Origin of the sequence: Chelativorans sp. J32 (genome assembly GCF_000518985.1) — a bacterium.
Taxonomy (GTDB): Bacteria; Pseudomonadota; Alphaproteobacteria; order Rhizobiales; family Rhizobiaceae; genus Chelativorans.
Window position 1 is genome coordinate 341,651 of record NZ_JAEQ01000003.1, and the last position, 17,566, is coordinate 359,216.

General features: G+C 61.9%; 16 protein-coding genes. 6 read left to right on the forward strand and 10 right to left on the reverse strand.

Going from position 1 to position 17,566, the window contains the following annotated elements; all coding sequences use genetic code 11:
- Positions 1-24: 24 nt before the first annotated feature.
- Entirely contained in the window at positions 25-1,650 is a 1,626-nt protein-coding gene (locus CHEJ32_RS0107145) for an MFS transporter (RefSeq protein ID WP_028033247.1), read from the reverse strand.
- 246 nt (positions 1,651-1,896) lie between these two features.
- On the opposite strand from CHEJ32_RS0107145, the gene ilvD reads away from it, so the two are divergent.
- The 6 genes from ilvD to CHEJ32_RS0107175 all read left to right on the forward strand — a co-directional run bounded on the left by ilvD (position 1,897) and on the right by CHEJ32_RS0107175 (position 9,365).
- Complete coding sequence (gene ilvD / locus CHEJ32_RS0107150) at positions 1,897-3,732, forward strand: dihydroxy-acid dehydratase (protein WP_028033248.1); 1,836 nt, start codon at positions 1,897-1,899, stop codon at positions 3,730-3,732.
- 514 nt (positions 3,733-4,246) lie between these two features.
- A complete protein-coding gene (locus CHEJ32_RS0107155; protein ID WP_028033249.1) occupies positions 4,247-5,848 on the forward strand; it encodes an ABC transporter substrate-binding protein in 1,602 nt (533 codons plus the stop codon).
- A 136-nt stretch (positions 5,849-5,984) separates the two neighbouring features.
- A complete protein-coding gene (locus CHEJ32_RS0107160; RefSeq protein WP_028033250.1) occupies positions 5,985-6,974 on the forward strand; it encodes an ABC transporter permease in 990 nt (329 codons plus the stop codon).
- Entirely contained in the window at positions 6,971-7,801 is an 831-nt protein-coding gene (locus CHEJ32_RS0107165; protein ID WP_028033251.1) for an ABC transporter permease, read from the forward strand. The genes CHEJ32_RS0107160 and CHEJ32_RS0107165 overlap by 4 nt, the downstream gene beginning before the upstream one ends.
- Entirely contained in the window at positions 7,798-8,583 is a 786-nt protein-coding gene (locus tag CHEJ32_RS0107170) for an ABC transporter ATP-binding protein (protein ID WP_028033252.1), read from the forward strand. Before CHEJ32_RS0107165 ends, CHEJ32_RS0107170 begins: the two co-directional genes overlap by 4 nt.
- Positions 8,580-9,365: an ABC transporter ATP-binding protein gene (locus CHEJ32_RS0107175; RefSeq protein WP_028033253.1), complete on the forward strand. Its 786-nt coding sequence runs from the start codon at positions 8,580-8,582 to the stop codon at positions 9,363-9,365. Before CHEJ32_RS0107170 ends, CHEJ32_RS0107175 begins: the two co-directional genes overlap by 4 nt.
- 80 nt (positions 9,366-9,445) lie before the next feature.
- Here the strand turns inward: CHEJ32_RS0107175 and CHEJ32_RS24140 are convergent, their stop codons facing one another.
- The 9 genes from CHEJ32_RS24140 to CHEJ32_RS0107220 form a co-directional block, all read right to left on the reverse strand.
- The gene (locus CHEJ32_RS24140) at positions 9,446-9,940 is read right to left on the reverse strand and encodes a hypothetical protein (RefSeq protein WP_051469525.1); all 495 of its coding nucleotides are present in this window, start codon (positions 9,938-9,940) and stop codon (positions 9,446-9,448) included.
- A 173-nt stretch (positions 9,941-10,113) separates the two neighbouring features.
- Complete coding sequence (locus CHEJ32_RS0107185; RefSeq protein ID WP_028033254.1) at positions 10,114-10,941, reverse strand: carbohydrate ABC transporter permease; 828 nt, start codon at positions 10,939-10,941, stop codon at positions 10,114-10,116.
- Positions 10,938-11,810: a carbohydrate ABC transporter permease gene (locus CHEJ32_RS0107190; protein ID WP_028033255.1), complete on the reverse strand. Its 873-nt coding sequence runs from the start codon at positions 11,808-11,810 to the stop codon at positions 10,938-10,940. Before CHEJ32_RS0107190 ends, CHEJ32_RS0107185 begins: the two co-directional genes overlap by 4 nt.
- Before the next feature lie 14 nt (positions 11,811-11,824).
- A complete protein-coding gene (locus CHEJ32_RS0107195) occupies positions 11,825-13,114 on the reverse strand; it encodes an ABC transporter substrate-binding protein (protein ID WP_028033256.1) in 1,290 nt (429 codons plus the stop codon).
- A gap of 40 nt (positions 13,115-13,154) precedes the next feature.
- On the reverse strand, positions 13,155-13,883 hold the full coding sequence (locus tag CHEJ32_RS0107200) for an SIS domain-containing protein (protein ID WP_028033257.1): 729 nt from the start codon (positions 13,881-13,883) through the stop codon (positions 13,155-13,157).
- Complete coding sequence (locus tag CHEJ32_RS24145; RefSeq protein ID WP_051469526.1) at positions 13,880-14,614, reverse strand: GntR family transcriptional regulator; 735 nt, start codon at positions 14,612-14,614, stop codon at positions 13,880-13,882. Before CHEJ32_RS24145 ends, CHEJ32_RS0107200 begins: the two co-directional genes overlap by 4 nt.
- Positions 14,615-14,692: 78 nt before the next feature.
- Entirely contained in the window at positions 14,693-16,195 is a 1,503-nt protein-coding gene (locus tag CHEJ32_RS0107210) for an FGGY-family carbohydrate kinase (protein ID WP_028033258.1), read from the reverse strand.
- Positions 16,192-16,935, reverse strand: a complete 744-nt coding sequence (locus tag CHEJ32_RS0107215) for a GntR family transcriptional regulator (protein ID WP_156936639.1) — start codon at positions 16,933-16,935, stop codon at positions 16,192-16,194. The genes CHEJ32_RS0107210 and CHEJ32_RS0107215 overlap by 4 nt, the downstream gene beginning before the upstream one ends.
- 79 nt (positions 16,936-17,014) lie before the next feature.
- Positions 17,015-17,542: a TetR/AcrR family transcriptional regulator gene (locus CHEJ32_RS0107220; RefSeq protein ID WP_028033260.1), complete on the reverse strand. Its 528-nt coding sequence runs from the start codon at positions 17,540-17,542 to the stop codon at positions 17,015-17,017.
- Between the last annotated feature and the right edge of the window lie 24 nt (positions 17,543-17,566).

The window sequence follows — 17,566 nt, forward strand, 5'->3', positions numbered from 1 at the left end:
CTCCTCAGGGAGGGTGGAGCGGGATCATGGCACTTCGGGATTTTCCTTAATCGGCATGTCGTCATGCATGGGGACTGTCTGGCGTTCGATCATACGGTGAACGCGAGGGGGCCGGTCACCGCGATGCAGCCTTCTGAGCTTTGCGGTGATCTCTGCATCCGCTTTGGTCCGGCGCAGATTGTGGCGGATATATTCCACCCAAGTGGGCACGTGGTAGGTTTCGGTCCAAAGGTTCGGATTTTCCAGGTCGCGAAGAAGCGCCCACTGGCGCGCACCGTCGCGAAGCCGGATACGCCGCCGTTCGGCCATCGCCGCCAAAAAGGCAGGCACGTCCTGCTGCTCGATTTCATAGTCCACCATGATCATGATCGGACCGCTGCGGGCGCGCAGATCGAGTCTCAAGGCGGGTTCCTCGAACTCGCCCAGCGGGTCCAAATTGAGCTTGGCGAATTCAGGCAGTGCAAAGCGCAAGCTTATGACCACTGCGAAGATCAGCGTGGCAGCCGAGGCGACGAGGGCCGTGGTCGGCCCGTAAGTATCTGCCACGAGACCCCAAAGCCAGCTTCCCGCGGCCATGCCGCCGAATGTCGCCGTCTGGTAGATGGAGAGCGCACGGCCGACCACCCAACGCGGCGTGGAGAGCTGCACCGAAACGTTGAAGAGCGAAAGGGTCAGCACCCAGCATGCACCGGCAGGCAGCAGGCTGAGGCAGCTCAGCCAGACCTGCCCGCTCAAGCCCAATATGGTTGCGCTCAGCGCGAATACGACAAAGGCACCGCGCGCGATCGTCTCGTTGTTGAAGGTCTCGCGGACGCGGGTGTTCAGCAGTGCACCGCCGATCGCGCCTATTCCGAAGCTGCCGAGCAGGAGGCCGTAGGTGATGGCACCGCCGCTTATAAGGTCTCGCGCTACAAGGGGCAGCAGCGCCAGGATCGCGACACCGCCAAGGCCGAAAAGGAAGCCTCGCGAGATGACCCGCAGCAGGTTGGGCGACATCACGACATAGCGGACGCCCGCAGACACCGCATGGCCGAAAGCCTCCCGGGGAAGGGACGCCGGAAGCCGGCGATGCTTCCAGCGCAGAAGGGCCAGGATGAGCGGTAAGTAGCTAATCGCGTTGAACGCGAAGGCCATTGCTGCTCCAGCAGCGGCAACGATGACACCGCCTATCGCCGGGCCGACGCTGCGCATCAGGTTGAAAGCCATGCTGTTCAGCGTAACCGCCGCGGGGATGTCTTCCCTGGGAACGATATCGCCCATGGAAGCCTGCCAGGAGGGATTATGAAGCGCGGTGCCGCAACCGATCAGAAAGGTGAAGGCAAGAAGCAGCCAAGGCGTCATCACGCCCAGGATGGTCATCACGGCCAGGGCGACGGAGACGATCGTCATGAGGGTCTGCGCAACCAGCATGATGAGCCGCCGGTCGAAGCTATCTGCCAGCGCTCCGGCCGCAAGCGAGAAGAGCATCACAGGCAGCGTGGTTGCCGATTGAACCAGCGCGACCATGTCGTCGGAGGCGGCGATGGTCGCCATCATCCATCCGGCGCCGACCGCCTGGATAAGGCCGCCTAGATTGGAAACCAGGCTCGCTGTCCAGAGAAGGCGGAAGTCGATGCTTTGAAAGGGCTTTGCGAGAGGCGATCCGGGCACCGTATCCGACCTTGAACGTGACAGCTTGCATAGGGTTCAGGTTGCAGCATCAGGCGTGACGATTAACGACTCGTTCTCGAAGCGCAATCCCCAAGGAGATATAGCGCAGGTTCGGTTTTTGAACCGCCGCCATCGGCGATGCGCCGGTGAAGCTTGCGCTTCGCCTGGTCGGGGTTTATCAACGAGCCCGTATGGTGGCCCTTGCGCTGCCGGTCTGTCCTGTCCTGATTTCACGTCTGGAAGAAAATGCCAGCTTATCGCTCTCGCACGACTACCCATGGCCGCAACATGGCCGGAGCACGCGGCCTCTGGCGCGCCACCGGCATGAAGGACTCCGACTTCGGCAAGCCGATCATTGCCGTCGTCAACTCCTTCACGCAGTTTGTGCCGGGGCACGTGCACCTGAAGGATCTCGGCCAGCTCGTGGCGCGCGAGATCGAGGCGGCGGGCGGCGTGGCCAAGGAGTTCAATACGATCGCGGTGGACGACGGCATCGCCATGGGCCATGACGGAATGCTCTATTCGCTGCCGTCGCGCGAGCTGATCGCGGACTCGGTCGAATATATGGTGAATGCGCACTGCGCCGACGCCATGGTCTGCATCTCCAATTGCGACAAGATCACGCCGGGCATGCTCATGGCCGCATTGCGGCTCAACATTCCTGCCGTCTTCGTCTCCGGAGGGCCGATGGAAGCGGGCAAGGTCGTCCTCTCCGGCCAGAAGAAGGCGCTGGACCTCGTAGACGCGATGGTCGCCGCCGCGGATGACAGCGTAAGCGACGAGGACGTGCAGGTGATCGAGCGCTCGGCCTGCCCTACCTGCGGCTCCTGCTCGGGCATGTTCACCGCCAATTCGATGAACTGCCTGACCGAGGCGCTGGGCCTTGCGCTTCCGGGCAACGGCTCGACACTTGCCACCCATGCCGACCGGCGGCGGCTTTTCGTCGAAGCGGGGCACCTGATCGTGGACCTTGCGCGCCGTTATTACGAGCAGGACGACGAGAGCGTTCTGCCGCGCAAGATCGCCAGCTTCGCCGCCTTCGAGAACGCGATGACGCTCGATATCGCCATGGGCGGCTCGACCAACACCGTTCTGCACCTACTAGCGGCGGCGCACGAGGCGGAGGTGGACTTCACCATGGAGGACATCGATCGCCTTTCCCGGCGGGTACCGGTGCTTTGCAAGGTCGCTCCCGCCACTTCGAATGTGCATATGGAAGATGTGCACCGGGCCGGTGGCATCATGGCGATCCTGGGCGAACTTGATCGTGCGGGCCTGATCACCCGCGATCTTCCGACCGTCCATTCCACCACGCTTGGCCATGCCATCGAGCATTGGGACGTTGCGCGCACGAACAGTCAGAAGGTACGCGAGTTCTTCATGGCCGCGCCGGGCGGCGTGCCGACCCAGCAGGCCTTCAGCCAGGACCGGCGCTGGGACGAACTCGACCTGGACCGCGAGAACGGCGTCATCCGCAGCGCAGAACATCCCTTCTCCAGGGATGGCGGACTTGCCGTTCTGAAGGGCAATCTGGCCGAGGACGGCTGCATCGTGAAGACCGCAGGCGTGGACGAGTCCATCCTCACCTTTACCGGCCCAGCCAGGGTTTTCGAAAGCCAGGACGCGGCTGTCAAAGGCATCCTGAGCAATGAGGTCAAGGCGGGCGATGTGGTCGTCATCCGCTATGAAGGGCCGAAGGGCGGACCTGGCATGCAGGAGATGCTCTACCCCACCAGCTATCTGAAGGCGAAGGGGCTTGGAAAAGCCTGCGCGCTGGTGACGGATGGGCGCTTCTCGGGCGGCACTTCGGGCCTTTCCATCGGGCACGTGTCACCGGAAGCTGCCAATGGCGGGCTTATCGGCCTGGTGCGGGAAGGTGACCTCATCGAGATCGACATTCCGAACCGTAAGATCCGCCTGGCCGTGGACGATGCCGAAATCACGCGCCGTCGTGCGGAGCAGGATGCCAAGGGCTGGAAGCCGGCGGAAAACCGCAGGCGTCAAGTGACAACCGCTCTCAAGGCCTACGCCGCCTTTGCCACGAGCGCCGACAAGGGGGCCGTTCGCAAGCTGCCGGACTGAACCTGCAGCTTGCGTCGCCCATCGCTTCACGCACCCAATTGCGGAAACGATGGCCGATTGCGTGGAAGCCTATCGCTGATCGCCCGGGGGTGTCTGGCACGCAGGCTCCCCCTTTGCGTCCCGTGCCATGCATTCGGCACGATCGAAGCTCTCGCCGGTGGTCCGAACGGCACTCGCCATCCCGCCCATCCCGCAGCCGGAAAGGAACCCGGCAATTGCCGGGAACAGGACCAGGGAGCGGAAAGTCATATTGCGAGACCGCACCGCTCGAAATCTTGCTCTGCCGTCCATCCTAGCGCCTCTGCCATGCCTCATGGAAGTCAGGTAGCGTTAGTGATCCCAAGCTTCAACTGGTGGACGGCGTTTCACGTCGGCGAAGGGGCATCTGGCAGGAATTTCCCCTGCATCGCTTCTCGGAAGCATTTCTATCCCTCCATCAGACTGGCAGTTCCCCCGAAATGGACATAATCCTCATGGGCGCGGGAGAATGCCGCGCTGTTTTCGGAGCCATGCCATGACTGTTCACGATCTCTCACGCCGCTTGCTGCTCAAGGGGAGCACGTTTCTGTTCGCCTCGACCGTGATGCCCAAAATCGCTTTCGCCCAGGCTCCGGGCGGGCGCCTTGTCGTGGCGGCGGATTCGGAACCGAAGAATCTCAATCCGGCCATCGTGGCCTCGAATGGCGTGTTTTTCATATCGAGCAAGATTGTCGAGCCTCTGGCGGAAGCCTCCTACGATGGGCCGGAGGGCCTTGCGCCGCGGCTGGCGGTTTCGTGGGAGGGCTCGGATGACGGGCTTTTCGCGACATTCTGGCTTAGGGAAGGGGTGACCTGGCACGACGGCCAGCCCTTCACCTCGGCAGATGTCGCCTTCTCCGCGCTCCAGGTTTGGAAACCGCTGCAAAATCTCGGCAGGTTGGTCTTCGCCAATCTGGAGGCGGTCGATACGCCCGACGAGCATACGGCGATCTTCCGCTTCTCCAAGCCTACTCCCTTCCAGCTCATCCGCAATGCGCTTCCGGCCGTCACGGCGGTGATACCGAAGCATGTCTTCGCAGACGAAACCGATATCGCGACGAGCCCGAAGAACAACCAGCTCATCGGCACCGGTCCTTTCAAATTTGCGGAGTACCGGCCAGGCGAATACTACCGGCTGGTCAGGAACGAGGATTATTGGGGCGAGGGCCTGCCCAAGCTCGACGAGATCATCTACCGCGTGCTGCCGGATCGTGCGGCGGCTGCCGGCGCGCTGGAGGCCGAGGAGATCCAGCTTGCCGCTTTCAGCCAGGTGCCCCTCTCCGATCTCGCGCGCATTTCCAAGGTGGATGGCATCGTGGTCTACACCAAGGGCTATGAGGCGCTCACCTATCAGCTCGTCGTGGAGATCAACCATCGGCGCAAGGAACTCGCAGACTTGAAAGTCCGGCAGGCGATCGCCCATGCAATCGACAAGGATTTCGTCGTAAACACGATCTTTCTCGGTTACGCGACCGCGTCGACCGGCATCGTTCCGAAGAATGCGCCGGAATTCTACGATCCTTCCGTGCCGACTTACGATTTCAACGTCGAAACGGCCAATGCGCTGCTGGACGAAGCGGGTTATTCCAGAGACGCGAACGGCACCCGCTTTTCGCTGAAGCTTCTGCCCGCGCCCTATTTCAGCGAGACTCGCCAGTTCGGGGATTATTTGCGCCAGGCGCTGGCCAAGATCGGGATCGATGCGCAGATCGTGAACAATGATTCGGCAGCGCACCAGAAGGCCGTTTACACCGATCATGATTTCGACCTGGCGGTGGCTCCTCCTGTCTTCCGCGGCGATCCGGCCATCTCGACCACAATCCTGGTGAGGAGCGGCATTCCCGCGGGCGTGCCCTTTTCGAACCAGGGCGGTTTCCAGAATGGCAAGCTCGACGCGCTGATCGACAAGGCCAACACGACCGTCGATACGGCGGAACGGACTGAACTCTTCAAGCAGTTCCAGAGACTTGTCGCCGAGACATTGCCGCTTATCAATGTCGCGGAATGGGGATTCGTTACCGTGGCACGCAGCAACGTCAAGAATGTCTCGAACAATCCGCGCTGGGCCGTTTCCAACTGGGCGGACACCGAAGTCTAGGAACCTTCGGAGACATCGGCAGAGGGTCTGCGTTCCTTCATGCCTCCCTCTGGCCTGCCTGGTCAGAGAGGGGTACGAATGGGTATGTGTTCCTCCGGCTGAATTCAGCTGAATACCGCTCCCCATCGAGATCCATATGAAACGGGCGTTGCGATTGCTTAGGCGGAGACTGGTGAGCAGCATTCCGGTGCTGCTCATCGTCATCGTCGGCACATTTTTCCTGCTGGAACTGGCGCCCGGAGATGCCGTCGACGCCTATCTCGTCACCATTGGCGGGGGGGATCCGGCGCTCGTCCAGGCGCTCAGGGAGAGCTACGGCCTCGACCAGTCGGCACTGGTGCGCCTCTGGGTCTATCTCACTTCGCTCGCGCATCTCGATCTTGGATGGTCGGTGCAGTTCGGGCGACCTATCCGTGACCTGATCCTCGAGCGGCTGCCGAATACAATGTGGCTGATGGGAGCTGCTCTCGCACTTTCCTTCACACTGGGCTCCTTGCTCGGCATCATCGCCGGGGCGCGCCCGGGCAGCGTGTTTGACCGGTTCTTCTCGATCGGATCCCTTGCGCTTTATGCGGTGCCGAGCTTCTGGCTCGGGCTTGTGCTCATCATCATCTTCGCCGTCCAGCTACGCTGGTTACCGACGTCCGGGATCGAGACCATCGCGTCCGGCAAGACGGGGCTGGCACGGGCAATCGATATCACTCGTCATCTGGTTTTGCCGGTGAGTGCATTGGGCCTCATTTATCTCGCACTCTTCCTGAGGATGATGCGCGCCGGCATGGCCGAGACCTGGCGGCAGGATTTCGTGCTTGCAGCCCGGGCCAAAGGGCTGGCCCGGCGGCGGATCGTGCTTAGGCATGTGGCGCGCAACGCGCTGCTTCCTCTCGTCACGATGCTTGGTCTCCAGGCGGCGGCCATGCTGGGCGGCAGCGTCGTCATCGAGAGTGTTTTCGCGATACCGGGATTTGGCCGGCTGGCGCAGGAGGCGGTGGCTGGGCGCGACGCGCCGCTTTTGATCGGCATCATCATCGTGAGTGCCGTGCTGGTGCTCATCATCAATCTTCTGGTCGACATCGCCTACGCCTTGCTTGATCCTCGCGTCGGCGCATCGGAGGGGAGGGCGTGAAGACGGTCTCTCGCCTCATCCGCTCTCCCGAGGGCCTGGCTGGGCTGATCCTTCTGGCCCTGCCGATTGCAGCGGCCATCTTCGCGAATGTCCTCTTCCCGGCCGATCCGCTCTCCATCGCAGGGCCGGCATTGGTTCCTCCGTTCAGCGATCCGGCGTTTCCGCTGGGAACGGATCGCCTCGGCAGAGATGTGCTCGCAGGCCTTGTCCATGGGGCGCGGGCTTCACTGGCGGTCGGGCTTGCCGCGGCTCTGGTCGCGCTCGCCATCGGTTCACTCGTAGGCACCGTCGCGGGTCTGGCTGGGGGCTTGGCGGACGAGGTCCTGATGCGCGTGGTCGAAGCATTTCAGATCGTACCCGGCCTTCTCCTGGCGCTTGCCTTTGTGAGCGTCCTTGGAGCTTCTCTTCCTGTCGTGGTGCTTGCCATTGCACTCGGCGCCTGGACTGGTCCGGCCCGGCTTGCCCGTGCCGAGGTCCTTTCGATCCGCGAGCGTGACTATGTCGCTTCCGCGCGCGTGATCGGCATGCACCCGGCGGAGATCGCCTTCCGCGAGGTGTTGCCGAATGCGCTACCGCCTGTGCTGGCGCTGAGCTCGGTCATCGTGGCGGGCGCCGTGCTCATCGAAGCAGCCCTTTCCTTTCTCGGTCTTGGAGACCCGAACACGGTCACTTGGGGTGCGATGATTGCGGAGGGCCGCAATGTGCTTCGCTCCGCACCTTATCTCTCGATCATCCCGGGCATTGGCCTCGTTATCACAGTCCTCGGCGTTTACTTCTTCGCGGAAGGCTTGAACAATGCCCTCGCTGTGCGTGGGATCCGCTCATGAGCCTGCCGATCGCTATCCTTCACGGCCTTTCGGTGCGCTACCGTGCGGGCGGAGTGGCGCATGCCGCGCTTTCATCGGTAAATCTCGAGATTCTCGAAGGCGAGCGGCTGGCGATCATCGGCGAGAGCGGTTCGGGGAAGAGCACGCTGGCACTCGCGCTAGCAAGCCTGCTGCCGGAAAACGCAGTCCAGGGAGGTGTGATTTCATGGCCGGGGCTCGGCCGCGAGCCTGTTGCGGGCCGGGATATCGGTTTCATATTCCAGGATGCGAGTGCAAGTCTGAACCCGGTGCTGACAATCGGCGAGCAGATTGCCGAGGTGGTGCGACGGCACAAGGGGCTGGGCTGGCGCGCAGCCTTGGCGGAGGCGCAAGAACTGCTCGCAAAACTGCGGATTCCGCGATCCGAGCAGGTGCTTCGGTCGTTTCCACACCAGTTCTCCGGCGGTCAGCGTCAGCGGATCGCCATCGCTGCGGCAATTGCCGCCGGCCCGAAATTACTGATTGCCGACGAGCCGACCAGCGCGTTGGACACGATCGTGCAGGCCGAGATCATCCGTTTGCTTAACCAACTTGTGCGCGAAGCGGGCACGACGCTCGTGTTCATAACGCATGACATAGCGCTTGCTTCCGGCTTTGCCGACCGCATCGCCGTTTTTCACCAGTCTCGCCTTGTGGAGACGGGGGAAGCACGGCGTCTCCTTACCGATCCGAAGGAGAACTATACGAGGCGGCTGATCGAGAGCAGCATCGACCTGACGACACCGTCTATGGTAGCTTCATGATGCTGCTGTCGGTCGAAGGCCTATCGAAGACCTATCCGAGCGGAGCGCGTCAGGTGCCGGCGCTCAAGGATGTCTCGCTAACGCTCGATCGGGGCAGGACGTTGGGGCTGGTCGGTCCGTCGGGCAGCGGCAAATCCACGCTCGCTCGCGTTCTTCTACAACTGGTGAAGCCTGATGCTGGCAGCGTCGTATTCCGGGGCACCGATCTCTGCGCTTTGAGAGGCGCTGAGCTTCGGGCAATGCGCAAGCATCTCCAGATGGTGTTCCAGGAGTCGCTCACAGCCTTCAATCCGCGCGCAACCGTGGCTGATGCCATCGGCGATCCGCTCCGTATCCATCGGATTGCCGGGCGCCGAGAGCGGCCGAGCCATATCGCGGCGCTGCTGGAGCGGGTGGGCCTGTCCCCTGCGCTCGCGCTTCGCTCGATCCACGAAATCTCCGGCGGACAGCGTCAACGTGTTGCAATCGCTCGCGCCATTGCCACCGGCCCGGATCTCATCGTGCTCGATGAAGCGGTCTCGGCCCTTGATGTGACGGTCCGAAGCCAGATCCTGGAATTGCTGGTTTCGCTTCAACGCGACAGGGGTATCGCTTATCTCTTCATCTCTCACGACCTTGCCGTGGTGCGGGCGATTTCTCACGACATCGCCGTAATGGATGGTGGGCGGATCGTTGAGCATGGACCTTCAGCGGAGGTGACCGACAATCCAAAGTCGGACACGGGACGGGCCCTGGTGGCAGCCGTTCCTCGCATCAATTATCAAGCCGGCGGTGCCAGATAGGTCTTGAGATTATCGGCCTGAGTATGAAAGCTCCGGGCCTCCCTGACGGAGCGACCCGATCCATGTTGCCGTCCCGCAGATCAGCGCCCGGCCAACCAGCTGTTGCATTGTTTATAATAGCCGTTGTTCATGCCGATCCATTTCAAGCCGCCATTGCCGCCGGTGGCCTTATTGGCGCGATACTGGTCCAAGCAAGTAAGCATGCGTGCCGTTCTCGGAGGTTCGTCTGAGTACTGTTCGGAGATGGCAGACGGGAAAACAACATCTCCTGTCCCTGGACTAATGTCGTCGTCGGTGTTTTCCTGGACCTTGATGCTCGACGTTACTTCTTCGCCGGCATCTACCGGCATCATCAGGACCGCCGCGCCGTGCCTATCGCTTTTAACGATGGCGGCATTCCCGCCGCATTCAGTTTTGCGGAATTCGCTCCACCTCCTGGCCTTGAGGATACCAGCCTGCTGGGCTGTTTGATGTTTCGCGCATTCCAACACTGCCATAGCGTTGGATGGTGCCGAAACGGGAAAATGCAACGAGGTAGCCGTGGCAAAGAATATGCTTGCAATCCAAACTATCATAACGCCCTCTAAACGAAACGTCGGAGATTTGCCGCGGCCATGAGCCTGGCAATCCGCCGGCAGGGCTCAGGAGAACGCAAGCAGGCGCCTATCTCAAGGATGTTTACGCATTTGGGTTTAGGGCAACGTAACGGTGCGATTTCAGTTTGCTTAAAGATATTGACAGGTCCGTGCTATTTTACCGCGCCTTCGGTGAGACCGCTGACAAAGCCGCGCCCGACAAATGCAAAGAGCGTTACGACGGGAATGATAGCTACGGAAGCACCTGCCAGAAGCAGGCCCCAGTCGATCTGGTACTGGCCGATAATGCCCGAGAAGCCGACCGGCAGAGTGCGCTTTGCATCGGAAAGGATGAGTACGGAAGCGAAGACATATTCCGTCCAGGCCGTGATGAAGGCATAGATGCCGACGCTTGCGATGCCCGGCGCAATCAGCGGGATCATGATGTGGCGAAGCAGGGTCAGCGTCGGCGCGCCGTCCATGACGGCTGCTTCTTCGATCTCCTTGGGGATGCCGGCCAGGAAAGATCGAAGCATCCAGATCGCAAATGGCAGGGCAAAGGCTGTGTTGACCAGGATCAATGCGGGCAGACGATCAACAAGTCCTACTTTGGCGAAAAGGCCGAAAAGCGGGATCAGGACCACGATCGATGGGAAGGCGTAAGCGAGCAGGATCGTCCGATAGGCGATTGCACGGCCGGGAAAACGCAATCGGAAGAATGCATAGGCCGCCGGCAGGGCAAGGAGCAGGGTGAGTACGGTCGAGGCGGTCGCGACGATAAGGCTGTTTATCAAATAGACCGGATAGTCCGAAGCCGAAAAGAGCTTCTGGTAATGCTGCAGCGTAAAGGAATGAGGGATCATCGTCGGCATGCGCGCGATGATTTCCTGCGGTATTTTGATAGACCCGGTGAGAACCCACCAAAAGGGCAAGCCGATCAAAGCCGCGAAGAAAAGAAGACAGGCGGCAAGAACGACATTCCAGCCGAGACCACGACTCATCGCTCCTCCCCTTTCTCCAAAGTGCGTGTCGCAAGTATGGCGAAAGCCATGAGCAGGACCGTGGCGATGACCGAGATGGCTGCCGCCTCGCTCAGCCGGTAGCCCTTGAAGGCGGTTTCATAGATAAGAACGGGCAGGGTGCGCGAGCCGCCGGCCGGCCCGCCGGCCGTCAAAAGCCAGATGATGTCGAAAACGTTGAAGGAGAGCAGCGTGCCGATAACGGCCAGCACCGAAAGGGTGGGAGCAAGCAGCGGCCAGGTGATGCTTTTGAAGCGTTCCCAGGCATTGGCGCCGTCAATGCGCGCGGCCTCGTAAAGCTCTTCGGGCACGCGTGTGAGCCCTGCCAGTACCATGAGCGCGATGAAGGGAAACCAGCGCCAGGAATTGATGAAAACGAGAGTGGCCATCGCCGTCCAGGGGGTTGCGAAGAAGCCCACCGGCCTTTCTATGAGACCGGCCTGAAGGAGGAGCGGATTTATCATGCCGCCCGAAGTGGAGAACAGCCATCGCCAGATGACCACGACCACGACCGTCGGCACGATCCAGGTGATGATGATCCAGGTACGCGCGATGCGCACGCCCGGGAACTTCTCGTTGAGCACCAGGGCGGCTGCAAGTGCCAGCGCGGTTTGAAGGACGGCATTGGCCAAGACCCAAACGGCGCTGAGGCCGACGGCGCGCCAGAATGCCGGCGCGCCGAGAACACGCTCGTAATTGGAAAGCCCAACAAAGGCGCCGGGCGAACCGATTACCCTCACATCCTGCAGCGAAAGCAGGACCGCCTGAACCAGGGGCCATCCCAGAATGGCGGCGAGGAAGAGGAGCGCCGGCGCTACGAAGGCGAACGCGATGGCTCGGGATTGCAGCATCCGGCGCGGCTTCCTTACTGTTTTGACACTTCTTCCATGCGCGCCTGACCGGCAGCCACTGCCTCCTCGGCGCTCTGGCCATTTACGACCATGTTCTGCAGCGTCTCAGCGATGATGTTCTGTGCCGAGATCGCGGCGATGGAGGGGAAGGTGCGGCCGCTGGTGAAGCCGAACAGGCGCCCATTCGCGGCATTCTGGATGACGGTCTCGATCTGGCTCTTGTATTTCTGCACCATCGGGTCAGACCAGAAGCTCTCAGCCTTGGCGCCATCTGCAGTCACGGGCATGAAGAGGCCAGGTTCCATGTTGAGGAAGCGGCCGTAGTTTTCCGGCTCCAACAGGAAGGAGATGAATTTCTCCGCAGCCTCGCGTTTGGCTTCGTCCTTCGCGAGGATCATGACGGCGTTGGCATAGGAGATCGTGTTATGGCCCTCCTGGCCTTCGGCATGGGGGATGGCTGCCACGCCAAGATCGGCCGCGTCGCCTTCGGCCTGGGTGTCGTAGGTTGCGATGACGGTAAACTGCAGCACCATCGCGCAGCTTCTCGAGGAGAAGCAGGCCTCCGCCTCGCCCCAGGTCCAAGAGGTGGAATCTGCGGGCGACATCTTATGCATGTCCGCGTAGAACCGATAAGAGGCGACCGTTTCCGGATTGTCGAAGCGCAGGCTGCCGTCTTCGTTGTAGATCTCGGTCGCACCGCCGTTCACCATGAAGGAATAGACGGTCTGATCCGTATAGAGCTGCTTGTTGGCCGGCAGGCCGATACCGTAAACGCCGTCCTTGGAAAGTGCTTCAGCCGCTGCCTTCCACTCTTCCCAGGTCTCCGGTACCTCGATGCCCGCCTCCTGGAACACGCTTTTGCGGTACCAGAGGTTCATCGCCATATTGTAGAGCGGTACGGCCCAGACCCCGCCATCATAGCTGTAGGCCTCGACAGCGCTGTCGACGAAGTCGTGCTTGGCATCAAGCTCCTTGACGAAGTCCTCGACGGAGTTGAGCGCCCCGATATCCTTCAGGATCGGCGTAAAGTCGGGAATGGCGAAGAGGAGATCGGGGCCCTGGCCGGCCGCGATGGCAGCCGGTGCTTTTGCATAGACCTCGCCCCAGTTCTGAGGCTCCTGCTTGACGACGATGTCCGGATTGGCGGCGTTGAAGGCATCGATCACTTCCTGCACACGCTGAACGCGATGCGGCGGCTGCTCCATATGCCAGAGTGTCAGCTCCACCTTGTCCTGTGCGAGTGCGGCCGAAGCCGGAGTCATCAGAGTGGCGCCCGCAAGCGCGGCTTTCAGTAGCGTTCTCATTGTTGGTTCCCTTTTCCCTGTTGGCACCCCAATCACATTGTCAGAGATGCGGATTCCGGGGTCGGAATCGCGCAACCAGCTTTGCATTGACCTCCTTCGCGCCAGGCATATTGGCGCTCAGGTAAATCGGCGCGTCGCCGTCAGACGAAAGCCGCGCTGCGACGCCCGCAAAGATCGCGTTGATGATGGCCACGCCAATGGCCGTGGAGACCGGGCCGACCTTGAGCTCGCTTCCGGGAACCGACAGGACCGCGTCGCCCGGAGGCGCTCCATTGTCGAGCACGATATCGGCGAGATCGGCAAGGCGCGTACCGCCTTTGGCTGCCGCCGTGGAATAGTCGAGGGACGTGATCGCGATCACGCGCGCCCCCTTTTCCCGCCCGTACCGCGCGGCTTCGAGCGGCGCGGCATTGATGCCGGAATTGGACGAGACGAAAAGAATATCGTCCGGGCCGATGCCGTAACGGTCGAGGATCGGCCGGACGACACCTTCCATGCGCTCGTATATGGTGCCGGTCACTGCCCCCTCATGCAACATTATGGGAGCGGCGAGGATCGGCACGGTTATCGCAAGTCCGCCGGCTCGGTAGTGTACCTCCTCGGCGATCATATGAGAATGGCCCGTGCCGAACACATAAACCCGGCCATCGCGACGTACCGTCTCCACGATCGCCTCCTGCGCGCGGCCAATGGGTTCGGCAAGATCGCTGCGAAGTTTCGAAATCCGCTCGGCGAGATCGGCAAGGTAGTCGTCGGCAACGGAAGTCATGATGGGTTGGCGGCTCCAATCGAGAGGTTGATTTTCATGACGAAGAAGTCGCCCCGGTATACGGAGCGGACGAATTCCAGCGCCTTGCCGTTCTGATCGCGGGTGAGGCGGGTAAGCTTCAGCACCGGGGCGCCGACTTCGGTGTGCAGGGTCCTGGCCGTCTGGCCGTCGGCGATGCTGGCCGTCAGGCTCTGCTCCGCGCGGGTGGGTATCAGGCCGAATTCAGAGCGGAGGATCTGATAGAGCGATGCGTGGCCGAAATTGGCGAGCTCCAGGAGCCCCGGAGCACGATCCGCGGCGATCTCGGTGTTTTCCAAGGCGACTGCGGTTTCGTCCACGAGGCGCACTCGCACGAGCCTGTGGACCCGCCGCGCGCGGCCGAGGCCAAGCGCCAGACGACACGTCTCGTCGGGCGAAAGGGTTTCGGAGGAGATGACGACGCTTGAGGCTTGCCGCCCCTGCCGGGCCATTTCCTCCGTGAAGCCGGCAAGCGTCTCGAGCCGCTGCTCGATCCTGGGCTGGCCCACGAAAGTGCCTTGGCCGCTGCGGGTTTCGAGGAGGCCTTTCTGCGAAAGGTGCTGAATGGCTTGGCGAGCGGTCATGCGGCTCACACCGAGCTTTTCCGCAAGTGCCCGCTCGGAATCGATCTTCTCGCCGGCGCGCAGCCTGCCGGAACGGATTTCCGCCTCAACTTCCGAGGCGATCCTCAGATAAAGCGGTGCGTTGCCCATTGGCTTCCGCTAGTAACGGTATAGACCGATTGTTACGTGGTCTATACCACTGTCGCGCCGGCTTGGGCTGGAGTCAATTTAATTTTCGCATTTCAGCAGCTTGTCGCGTGCTTCGCGATACTGGGCGAGGGCGGTGCGGAGCGCTTCCGCGCCCTCGGAATCCGGTTGGTAGCGCGTGCCTCCGCCCGAAACGGAGGAGGAAGCCTCGACGATCGAGGGGAAATGGCCGGCGGCGGTCGCCGCGAGCAGGGCTGCGCCACGCGCACCGAACTGCGTACCCTTCGGCACCAGCACGTCTTTTTCTGCAAGGTTCGCGATCATCTGGGCCCAGAGCGGGTTCTGCGCTCCACCGCCAGTGAGAAGAACACGGTCTCCGGTGAAATCCAAAGCGTCGAAAAGGTCGCGCATCGCGAAGGCAACGCCTTCCATCACCGCGCGGAAAAGCGCTGCGCGATCGTGGCGTGGGCTGAGGCCGTAGAATTGAGCGCGGGCGTGGCGGTCAACCACAGGAGCGATGATGCCGCTTTCGGAAAGGTATGGCAGGTAAACCAAACCATGAGCCCCGGCGGGAACGACGTCGATCATCTCGTTGATCATATCGAACCGCTCCGGATGCGAGGCAAGATCCGGTGCGAGCGCCGAGAACGCCCAATCGAGATTGAGCGTGCCCGCGACATTCACCATCGCGCGATACCAGCGATGGCCCGGCAGCGTGAAAAGAAGGCCCAGATCCCTGGGTTCGAAAACCGGCCTGTCATGGCAAACGCCCACCATGCAGGTGGTGCCGAGGACAGCGGTCGCCGTGCCTGTGGACAGCCCACCCGCCCCAATTATGGTGGCCGGTACGTCGCCCGCGCCTATTCCGACCGGCAAGCCGGCACGCACGCCGATAGCTTCCGCCACAGTCGGGCTGAGGCCGCCAATGAAGCTCTCGGAATCCATGACCGGCGGCAGCAGATGGGCCAGTGCCTCGAGATCGAAAAGCTCGATCATTGCCGGATTGCGGGAGCGCTCCCGCGCGCTGCCGGGGACGACGGAAGCCTCGCTGCGGTCGGTCGCAGCAAGGCCGGTCAGCCTCATGCGAAGGAAATCCTTGTAGCTCATGACGTAGCTGGCGCGGGCGAGAATTTGCCCTTCGTTCTCTGCCAGCCAGGCGAGCACGGGAAGGGTGCACCCCTGCTGCAGCATGGAACCGGAGGAGAGGAAGATGCGGCTGAGGAACTGCGGATCGGCGGAAAGACGACGGTCGATCCAGCTTTGAGCGCGACTGTCCTCCCATGTGATGCCTGGCCGCAGGGCATTGCCTTTGCCGTCGACGACCCAAGCGCCCACCATCGCCGCCGTCAGGCCGATGGCTGCAATCCGATGCGCATCTTCGCCGATCAGCGCGGCCACCTCTTTCAGGACCGCCAGCGCAGCCTGCCACGCCTCCTCGGGATCCAGTTCGCTCCAGCCGGGATGCGGGCGCGATAGAACGGTCCTGCGGCTTGCCTCTGCAAGCTGTCGCCCGGTCAGATCAAAGACGGCAGCTTTCGTAACCGACGTGCCCGCGTCGAGGCCGATGAAGAGCGGAGCGCTCATTGTGGGTCGAAGCTCCCGTCCTTCAGTTCGGCGACAAAATCATAGGCGTCACCGCGATAGAAGGATCTCGTATATTCCACCGGACGCTCGTCCTTTCCGTAGGAAACACGTTCCATGAGAAGGGCCGCCGATCCGCGCGGGACCTCGAGCAGCTTCGCCGAAGCGCCGTCGAGCGAGACCGCGCTCAAACGCTGGGTGGCCCGCACGGGGCGGTGGCCGCGGTCGGCGAGGAGCTGATAGAGCGAGCCCGTGCCGGGGTCTGCGCCATCCAGGATATGTGCCGGCACGGCTGCAGTCTCGATCGCCAGCGGAATCCTGTCCGCAAGCCGGAGCCGCTTCAGCCGCATGATCTTCTCCTCGCCGGAAAGGGCGAGCGCGGCCCTTTCATCAGCCGCCGCCTCCAGGACCGCCAGGGCCAGGACAGTTGTCATCGGGCGATAGCCGCGTTTCGTCATGTCCTCGGAGAAGGAGGAAAGCTTCCACAAAGGCTGCTCGATACGCGCCGGCACCGCGCGGACGAATGTGCCGCTGCCCTGGCGCGTCTCGAGAATGCCGACCTCGCACAAATTTCTGTAAGCGGCCCTCACGGTGACGCGGGCGATGCCAAGCTCCTCCGCCAGGCTGCGCTCGGTGGGAAGCGCGCTGCCCACCGCGACCTTACCCTCGCTTACCCGCTTTGCCAGGGCATCGGCGAGCCGGCGGTAGGCCGGCCCCGGGCCGTCCTCGATTTGAAGTTCCATCCTTGCCTCGGATTTGGGCTTCGGCATGGGTGGGGATCTAATGCCAATCTAGGACCGATTGCAATCGAGGCGAACTATGTCACCCAGGCAGCATGCTGCGCAGGCGGGATAGCACGAGATCGCACTCCGCTTGATTCAGGATATCGGTTCCGAACACCTTATGGCATCGCAGGCCTTCGAGCGCCAGGAAGATGAGCAGTATGGAGTGGTGCTCGCCCGCCGACTTCATCCGGTCGAGCATTTCGCGATTGAAGGTGCGGATGGGCGCCAGCAATTCCGGGTCTTCCGCCATCGCGGCAAGCAATCCCGAAGGAGGCGGCGTCGCCTTCTGAAGTTCCTCCATGACGACCGCAAAATATTCCGCGGCCAGTGAATCGCCGCCTTTCCCTAGCCTTTCTTCGAGTGCGGCCCTAAAATCGTCTATATACTGCTGAACGAGGGCCTTCAGCAGAGCCGCCTTGGTGGGGAAGTTGTAGAGCAATCCCCCCTTGGAGATGCCCGCGCGGGCGGCGACAGCATCCAGCGAAAGGTGCGCCGAGCCTTCCATTTTGGCGAGCTCGGTCGCAGCATTCAGTATCTTTTGTCTGGTGTTTCTACCGCTTGCCATTGCCGATTTCCGCCGGGCCTGTTG

Coding starts and splice junctions, on each gene's coding strand:
- CHEJ32_RS0107170 (WP_028033252.1), top strand. CDS start 7,798: ATGAGCCTGCCGATCGCTATCCTTCACGGCCTTTCGGTGCGCTACCGT.
- CHEJ32_RS0107215 (WP_156936639.1), bottom strand. CDS start 16,935: ATGGAACTTCAAATCGAGGACGGCCCGGGGCCGGCCTACCGCCGGCTC.
- ilvD (WP_028033248.1), top strand. CDS start 1,897: ATGCCAGCTTATCGCTCTCGCACGACTACCCATGGCCGCAACATGGCC.
- CHEJ32_RS0107220 (WP_028033260.1), bottom strand. CDS start 17,542: ATGGCAAGCGGTAGAAACACCAGACAAAAGATACTGAATGCTGCGACC.
- CHEJ32_RS24145 (WP_051469526.1), bottom strand. CDS start 14,614: ATGGGCAACGCACCGCTTTATCTGAGGATCGCCTCGGAAGTTGAGGCG.
- CHEJ32_RS0107175 (WP_028033253.1), top strand. CDS start 8,580: ATGATGCTGCTGTCGGTCGAAGGCCTATCGAAGACCTATCCGAGCGGA.
- CHEJ32_RS0107190 (WP_028033255.1), bottom strand. CDS start 11,810: ATGCTGCAATCCCGAGCCATCGCGTTCGCCTTCGTAGCGCCGGCGCTC.
- CHEJ32_RS0107195 (WP_028033256.1), bottom strand. CDS start 13,114: ATGAGAACGCTACTGAAAGCCGCGCTTGCGGGCGCCACTCTGATGACT.
- CHEJ32_RS0107200 (WP_028033257.1), bottom strand. CDS start 13,883: ATGACTTCCGTTGCCGACGACTACCTTGCCGATCTCGCCGAGCGGATT.
- CHEJ32_RS0107210 (WP_028033258.1), bottom strand. CDS start 16,195: ATGAGCGCTCCGCTCTTCATCGGCCTCGACGCGGGCACGTCGGTTACG.
- CHEJ32_RS0107185 (WP_028033254.1), bottom strand. CDS start 10,941: ATGAGTCGTGGTCTCGGCTGGAATGTCGTTCTTGCCGCCTGTCTTCTT.
- CHEJ32_RS0107155 (WP_028033249.1), top strand. CDS start 4,247: ATGACTGTTCACGATCTCTCACGCCGCTTGCTGCTCAAGGGGAGCACG.
- CHEJ32_RS24140 (WP_051469525.1), bottom strand. CDS start 9,940: ATGATAGTTTGGATTGCAAGCATATTCTTTGCCACGGCTACCTCGTTG.
- CHEJ32_RS0107160 (WP_028033250.1), top strand. CDS start 5,985: ATGAAACGGGCGTTGCGATTGCTTAGGCGGAGACTGGTGAGCAGCATT.